Below are 7,460 nucleotides of genomic sequence, written 5' to 3'. Positions count from 1 at the left end.
CGCGTGTTGCAGTTCTTCACCGGCAACATCGGGCTGCACCACGTGCACCATCTGAACGCCCGGATCCCGAACTACAACCTGCAGCGCGCGCACGACGAGAACCCGGTGTTCCACGACGCCCGCGAACTCGACCTGCGCGGCGCCGTGCTCGCGTTGCGCCTCAAGCTCTACGACGAGCGACGCCGACGCCTGGTCAGCTTCAGCGAGGCGCACCGCGCGCTTCGGTGACTTCGTCGCCGACTACGTCGGCGAGCCAACTGCCGCGCCGACCAGCCGGACCCCGCGAACGAGTTCAGGCCAGTAACTTGCTCGCTTCCCGCGCCAGCAGGAGACCGTCCATACGAATGCTGAGCGCGCGATGATCGTGCGGGCATCGTTCGCGGCGCTGGACGCCGGAGCCCCGCAGAGCGAACACGACGACAAGTCGATCGAGAGACGCTCGCCGTGTACGCGCCGAGCGGCCGTGAACGCAACCTGACCATCGATCCATCCAGGTTGTGTTCAGGGCCGTCTGCGACGGTGGCGGTGTGAGGCGTTCACTCGTCCTCGTGTCCGTGTCGATCGTCGTGGCGGCCTGTGGCGGTAGCCGCCCGCACGTGACGCGGGCGCCGGCACGGCGGGCATCGCCCGCCGTGCCGGCAACGCATCCCACCACCCCTCGACGGCTCGTGCTCGTCTCGACGCGCAGGCTTCCGTTCCCTGTGCAGCTTCCGGCCGCTGCGGTCCGCGGGTCGCTGGTGTTTGCGGCGGGCGGCCTGGACGCGGCCGACGCGTCGCTCGCGACGATTGTCCGGGTTGCGCCGGGGCGACCTCGAACGGCGTTGCATTTGCCGCAGGCAATCCATGACGCCGGCGCGGCGACGTTGGGCTCGACCCTCTATGTGTTCGGCGGCGGTACCGCCGCCGGGCCGACCGACGCGATCGTGGCGGTACGGGGCGGGAAGGCGCGCGCGATCGGCCAGCTGCCGCACCCCGTGTCAGACCTCGAGGCGGTCCGCGTGGGCCGGCAGATCATCGTGATCGGTGGGTACACGGCCACGACGCCGGTGCGCGACGTGCTCGCCTTCTCCCCTGGCAAGCGCCTGCGGCGGATCGCTACGTTGCCGCACCCGCTGCGGTACGCGGCGGCCGCCGCGGTTGACGGGCGCGTCGTGATTGCGGGCGGGACCGACGGTACCCAAGCGCGCGACGAGATCCTCGTCGTCGACCCCGGCACCGGCGCCGTCAGAGGGATCGGACGGCTTCCCGCGCCGTTGGCGCACGCGGCGGGAGCCGCGCTCGGTGGCACTATCTACGTGTTCGGTGGGCGCGGCGACGGTCTCGCGAGCCAACGCCGGACGATCTTCGCGATCGACCCGTCCAGCGGACGCGTGCGTCGCGCCGGCCGTCTTCCCCTTGCCTTGTCGGATCTGACCGCGGTCGCGCGGGCCGGTCGTGTGCTCGTGATCGGTGGCCGTGACCAGGCTGCTCGCGTCCACGACAGCGTTCTGGAGTACGCGCCCCGATGAGCCGGCGCGTCGTTTGCGCTGTCGCCTCAGCGCTCGTCATCACCGGCTGTGGAAGCAGCACGGCCCACCCGCCGCCGCCGCGCGAGTCCGCGACACCACGTCCTGTGACACCGCTCCCTCCGACACCGAAGCGGCTGGCACCGAAACACGTCCTGACGGTTCGGCCGGGCGCGATCCCGCCATTGCTGGACCGTCGCAACGTGTACGCCGCCGAACGTCCCGGCGCACTCGCGCCGCAGGTCCGCGGCGACCCCGCGCGCGTGTACGTGCCGAACTCGAAGTCTGACACGGTCGACGTCATCTCGCAGCGCAGCGGCCGCGTGATCGAGCGGTTCGCGACCGGTGGGCTGCCACAGCACGTGACGCCCTCGTGGGACCTGCGGACGTTGTGGGTGACCAACGACACGGGCAACAGCCTCACCCCCGTCGACCCGCGGACGAGCCGGCCCGGCCGTCGTGTCCGGGTGCGCGACCCGTACAACCTGTACTTCACGGCGGACGGGCGTCGCGCGATCGTGGTCGCGGAGGCTCGACGTGAGCTTGACTTTCGCGAGCCGCACACGATGCGCCTCAGGCACACCCTGCATGTCCCGAACTGCGCCGGCGTCGACCACATGGATTTCACCGCCGACGGACGCTACGCGCTCGTCTCGTGTGAGTTCGCGGGGCGGGTGATCGTCGTGGACCTCACGCGCGAGCGGGAGATGCGGACGATCGCGCTCAAGCGCGGGGCGATGCCTCAGGACGTCAAGCTGGCACCGGACGGGAGGACGTTCTATGTCGCCGACATGGCGACCAACGGCGTCTGGCTGATCGATCCGCGCGACTGGCGCAAAGTCCGCTTCCAGCCGACCGGCAAGGGCGCGCACGGCCTGTATCCGAGCCGCGACGCGCGTCGCCTGTTCGTCACCAACCGGGGCGAGGGCACGATCACCGTGCTGTCGTTCAAGACCCGCCGGCCGCTGCGCAAGTGGCGGATCCCGGGCGGTGGGTCGCCTGACATGGGCGGCGTCAGCGCCGACGGCCGCTCGCTCTGGCTGAGCGGTCGCTACAACGCTGAGGTGTACGCGCTCAGCACGCGCACCGGGCGGTTGCTGCACCGCGTCAAGGTGGGCAGCGGGCCGCACGGTCTGTGCGTGTGGCCGCAGCCGGGCCGTTACTCGATCGGTCACACCGGCATCCTCCGCTGATCACAGGTCGCGCAGCTCCTCGATCGCGGGTCGGCGTAGCGACCGCAACGCTCGCGTCGTAGCGATCAGCGCGGCGCCGATGACGAGGCCGCCGACGCGGTGACGAAGGCCGCTTCGCTCCACGCGAAACCGCCGGGTTGGCGTCCTGGCGCCGAGCGCGGCGGCGATCACGAAAGCGCGCCGGCGTTCCGGGGTCGGAGGGCAAGCCTGAGCCCGCTGCTGCGCACGGCGCTGGCAGCCTTGTGGGTTGAGGTCCAACTCCAGGACCTGCGGTTGCCCTCCGGCGCTCTCTCCCCGACCGCACCGTTAGGAGCCGAGTTCGATCTCCGTCCACACTGCGCCGCCGCCCACGGTCTTGAGCGAGGCCTCTTCGACCTGGCGGCCCGCCGCTAGCGCAGCGCTGACGCAGCCGTCATCTCCGTCGTTGTGTTCTCCGTCGTTGTGTTCTCCGTCGTTGTGTTCTCCGTCGTTGTGTTCTCCATCGCCTTGCTCGCCGTCGTCGTCGCCACCGCGGCTGGCCATCGAAGCGCCCACGTCGTCACACTTGATCTCGGTCTCCGGCGTGACCGTTGCGGTCAGTGTGCCGCCGCCCGCGAGCTTGAGCGTCAGGACGCCGTCGGTGAATGACGCGATCGACCCGGCATTCTCGTCGCCGTCGTCGACGCCGTCGTTGTCCGAGTCGTCGTCGCGGGGGTCCAGTCCGGCCTTGTACTCGCCCCGGTTGTTCAGGCCGTCGTGATCCTGGTCACGTCGGGCCTGATTCACTGCCAGGCTGAGGTGGTGCCGTTTCTCCCAGCGGTCCGGGATGTGGTCATGGTTGCGATCGCTGCTCCCAGCACCGGCCGCGGCCGAGAACAGCAGCGATGTGGCGATCGCCAGCACACCGGCGGCGACCGCGAAGAACCTGCTCTTTGCGTCCATACCGACTAGACGCCGCCGTGTGCCGCGGGGTTACGGGCGTTCGCCGGATTCGCCGTCGCCATTGCCGCCGTCACCGCCGTCCGCTTGGCTCTCGCCGGCGTCGCCGCCCGTGGACTGCCCGCCCTGATCGCTGTTCTGCGCAGCGCCGGGCTGACCGTGGCTGTCGTCGTCCGGCTCCGTGCGGTTCTCGTTGTCGTTGGCCTCGTCGGCGTCGTTCGTGCCGCCTCCGCCGCCGCGGCGCGCGGTGTTGCGGTCGCTGGATTCGCCGCGCGAGCCCTCCCGGCTGCGTTGATGCTGCTCGCCAGTCGTCTCGTCCCGCTGGACCTCGCCGTCGTCGTGGTTACCGGCCGTGCGCGTTGGCGTCGCCCTGTGAACGCGGCGCGCAGCGCGCTTCGAGCTGTCGTGACGCTCGCTGACCGATGGCTGTGCGGTTGGTGTAGCCGTCGTCGTCGCTGTGGTCGCCACAGTCAACCCGGTCGGTGGGCGCGTCGCGGCCGGAGTGGCTGTCGGGCTGCGCAGCGCGGTCGCAACCGGAACGGTGCGTGGAGCCCGCGCTTGTTGATGTTCGAACACCAGCGGCGTCGAGGCGGCGGTGACAGCGACGCCCGCGACCACGCTGGCCTTGGCGAACGTCGCCGCTCCGCCCGCGCCTGCAAGGAGGCCGGCGATTCGCGCCGCCATCGGTTCGCTCGTCTCGGCGCCCGCGGCCCAAGTGACCAGTGGCAGTGGCACGAGCGCCGAGGCCGCGGAGCGCAGCGCGGTCCGCGCGCGATGCACGAGCTGGCGGACGGCGAGCGGAGTCACGCCGAGCTCATCCGCCACTTCCTCTTGTGAGCGCCCCTGGATCGCTATGCGCAGCAACGCCGCGCGCTGACGTTCAGGCAGCCGGGCGATTCCCAAGAGCGTCTCCGAGATCACCGCTCGGCGCTCGGCCTCGTCCTCCGAGCTGGGTGCGCCGCTCGCGACCTCGAAGAGCTCCGCGGCGTCGCGTCCGTCCCGGCGCCGGTCGCTCACAGCCGCGTGGTGCACGACGGTGAACAGCCACGCGCGCAGATCACGCACGTCGTCTCCGCGCCGCAACGCTCCCCATGCCGCCAGCAGCGCCTGCTGGAGTACGTCCTCCGCGCGGCCGTCGACGGCCGTCCTCCGGGCCATGCCGACCAACTGCCGGCGGTAGCGGCGCACGATCGTCTCAAACGCTCGCGGGTTGCCGTCGCGCACGAGCGCCGCAAGGCGCTCGTCGGACTGGGTATGCAGCAACACCGCGGACGTACGACTCATATCCATCAGACGTCTCCGGGACAGCAAGGTTACGCCTCGCGGAATTCGCGGTGCTTTGGTGGAGACGCCGGAGCGTTGGTGATCAGAGGTCGCGCAGCTCCTCGATCGCTGGTCGGCGCAGCGAGCGGAGCGCCCGGGTGGTCGCGATCACCGCGGCGCCGATGACGAGCGCCCCGACACCGAGCAGATAGAACCAGGGGACCGCGAGCACGTCCGGGGGCGGATCGAAGACGCCGGTGAGCACCTTGACGAGCAGGCGCGAGATGACGATCGCGATCAGTCCGCCGAGCACGAGGCCGCCGCCGGTGACGAAGGCCGCTTCGCTCCACGCGAAGCCGCCGAGCTGGCGTGTCTTCGCGCCGAGCGCGGCGGCGATCGCGAACGCGCGCCGGCGTTCCCGGAGCCCGAGCCCCAGCGTGAGCCCGCTGGCCGCCACCGCGAGTACCAGAGCGAAGGCGAGCTCGACCCGTGTCAGTCCCGAGAGCTCGACGGCGGTCAGGTTCGAGCCGACGACGCGGCGCGAGCTCTCGATGTCGGTCACCTGTACGGAGGGCCCGACAGCTGCGCGTACGCGGTTCGCGACGGTGTGCGGCGCGGTGCCGTCTGTCTGGACGAGGAAGGAGCCGACGGCGTCGCTGCCGGTCTTCTGGGCGACGTAGGCTGCGTTGGCGACGAGGAACGAGTCGGTGGGGGCGGTCGGGAACTCGTTCGCGACGCCGGCGTAGCGGAACGGCACGGTGATGAACTGTTTCGTGCGGCCGTTCTGCAGGCGTAGGCGGAGCGGGTCGCCGGGCTGGAGCTGGAAGTCCTTGACGGTCTCGGCGGCGACGAGGATCGAGTCCGGCCGCTGCGTGAGCTTGGACATCAGCGCCGAGGCGGTGCCGCCGTTGAACCATGCGTTCTGGAGGTCGCCGGCGGCGCCGATCGTCGTGGGGCGCACGCCGTAGAGGTCTTGGAGGTCGGCGCCGACGTAGGCGAAGCGGTGCTGCATCGGTTCGACGCTGCGGACGCCGGGGAGCTTGGCGAGACGCGATCCGTCGGCGGCGCCGACGTTGGCGCCGGGTGATTCGGTGACGGTGACATCGGCGCCGTTGGTGAGGCGCGCGTCGACCTCGGCCTGTTGTTTGTAGGTCGAGTTGAAGACGGCGGTCGAGGCCGCGAACGCGACGGTCAACGCGACCAGGGCAACGGACGTCGCCAGCAGCCGGTGCTGGCGGCCCATGGTGGCCGCGACGGTGGGGGCCAGTTCGCCGGCCACGGGACGCGTGAGCCGCGAGAGGGCGGTGCGTCCGTGGAGGAGCGCGAGGTCGGCGAGGCGGTAGGCGAGCAGGCCGGTGCCGATCCAGCACAGCACCGGGGCGAGCAACGCGTACCAGTTGACCGAGATCTGCGGGACCCCTTCCGGGGCGAGCACGAGGTTGTAGCCGTTGCGCGACGCCTGCCAATAGACCATGCCGCCGGCCACCAGGCAGATGACATCGAGCCCAGAGCGAGCCCACCATGCGCTGCGGACGTTGCGTCCCAGTTGTTGGCGCTGGACGGCGACGGTGAGCGCTCGCGCGTCGCGGCGCGCGGGCAACGCGATCGACGCGGCGGCGATGGTCAGGCCGACGAGCGCCGCGCCTGCGGCCCACAGAGCCGCGGCTTGCGTTCCCGCTCCGAAGCTCGTGGTGCCGAATTGCGACGCGCCGACCGTCAGGGCGATGGCCAGACCGGTGACGATGCCCACGCCGGCGGCGAGCAGTGTTTCCGCCAATGCCAGCCGTACGAGTGTGCCCGTGGAGGCTCCGCGGGTGCGCAGGAGCGCCGCGTCGTTGCGGCGACGTTGCGCGCCGGCGGAGGCGATGGTGGCGGTCACGAGGCCGGCGACGACGGCTCCGGGGACGCCGAGGAAGAGGAACAGCAGGTCCGCGTACAGTGCGTCCTTGCGGGCCTGGTCGAGCGCGGTCCCGAGGTTGTCGCCGACGAGTCCGGCTCCGCTCAACCGGGTCTCGAGGTTGAGCTTTCGGCCGTTGACCGTCGTGTAGGCCGCCGATGGGCTCGTGGGCAGATGCCGGTCGAGCGCGGCGTGCACCTGCGTCGTGCCGTGCGGCTCGAACTGGGCAAAGAGCGCGGCGGGAAGCAGGATGACATTGTCAGGCGGCGCCTGGGGCTGCGCGCCGGGCGGTGCGCCGACCTGTTGGAAGAGGGAGTCCGCGGCGGGGAGGTCGACGATCCCGTCGACGGTGACCCGCGCGGTTCCGCGGGCGCCTCCGATCGTCACGGTGTCGCCCGGGCGGGCGTGGAGGTTCGCGGCGGTCTGCTGCGCGAGCAGCACGCCGGTGTCACTGCCCGAGAGGGTGCGCAGCGCGCCGGGGAACGCCTGCGTGTAGCCGTTCGGGAGTCCGAGCACCTTGCCCGGGCCGGTGCTCTGCACGGTCGCGCCGGTCCGGGCTTGGAGCCCGCTGGTGTCGGCGTAGCCGACCGGGAGGGCGCGCCGGACGCCGGGGAAGCGCTCGACCTGCCGGAGGAGCCGGCGCGGGTCGGCGCCGGGCTGGGCCTCGATCTGCCAGTCGACCGG

The 7,460-nt window shown here is 71.3% G+C and carries 6 protein-coding genes; 3 read left to right on the top strand and 3 right to left on the bottom strand.

Annotated features, from left to right (window positions below; genetic code table 11):
* The 3 genes from G569_RS0129405 to G569_RS0129395 all read left to right on the top strand — a co-directional run.
* On the top strand, nucleotides 1-228 hold a 228-nt coding region (locus G569_RS0129405; RefSeq protein WP_028066066.1), incomplete at its 5' end, for a fatty acid desaturase.
* A gap of 320 nt (nucleotides 229-548) precedes the next feature.
* A complete protein-coding gene (locus tag G569_RS0129400) occupies nucleotides 549-1,508 on the top strand; it encodes a Kelch repeat-containing protein (RefSeq protein WP_169542277.1) in 960 nt (319 codons plus the stop codon).
* A 200-nt stretch (nucleotides 1,509-1,708) separates the two neighbouring features.
* Nucleotides 1,709-2,698 carry a YncE family protein gene (locus tag G569_RS0129395; protein ID WP_211233124.1) on the top strand — a complete coding sequence of 330 codons (990 nt, stop codon included), beginning with the start codon at nucleotides 1,709-1,711 and terminating at the stop codon, nucleotides 2,696-2,698.
* 306 nt (nucleotides 2,699-3,004) lie between these two features.
* On the opposite strand, the gene G569_RS0129385 is transcribed toward G569_RS0129395, so the two are convergent.
* From G569_RS0129385 to G569_RS52555, 3 genes are all read right to left on the bottom strand, one after another.
* Nucleotides 3,005-3,619, bottom strand: coding sequence for a hypothetical protein (locus G569_RS0129385; RefSeq protein WP_028066063.1), 615 nt, complete (start codon nucleotides 3,617-3,619; stop codon nucleotides 3,005-3,007).
* Nucleotides 3,620-3,649: 30 nt separating this feature from the next.
* Nucleotides 3,650-4,882: a sigma-70 family RNA polymerase sigma factor gene (locus tag G569_RS59205; protein WP_053227143.1), complete on the bottom strand. Its 1,233-nt coding sequence runs from the start codon at nucleotides 4,880-4,882 to the stop codon at nucleotides 3,650-3,652.
* A 100-nt stretch (nucleotides 4,883-4,982) separates the two neighbouring features.
* On the bottom strand, nucleotides 4,983-7,460 hold a 2,478-nt coding region (locus G569_RS52555; protein WP_037500145.1), incomplete at its 5' end, for an FtsX-like permease family protein.

This window comes from Solirubrobacter soli DSM 22325 (genome assembly GCF_000423665.1).
Classification (GTDB): Bacteria; Actinomycetota; Thermoleophilia; order Solirubrobacterales; family Solirubrobacteraceae; genus Solirubrobacter; species Solirubrobacter soli.
Note: the sequence above shows the minus strand (reverse complement) of the source record. Positions and strands in the feature narration are given on the sequence as shown.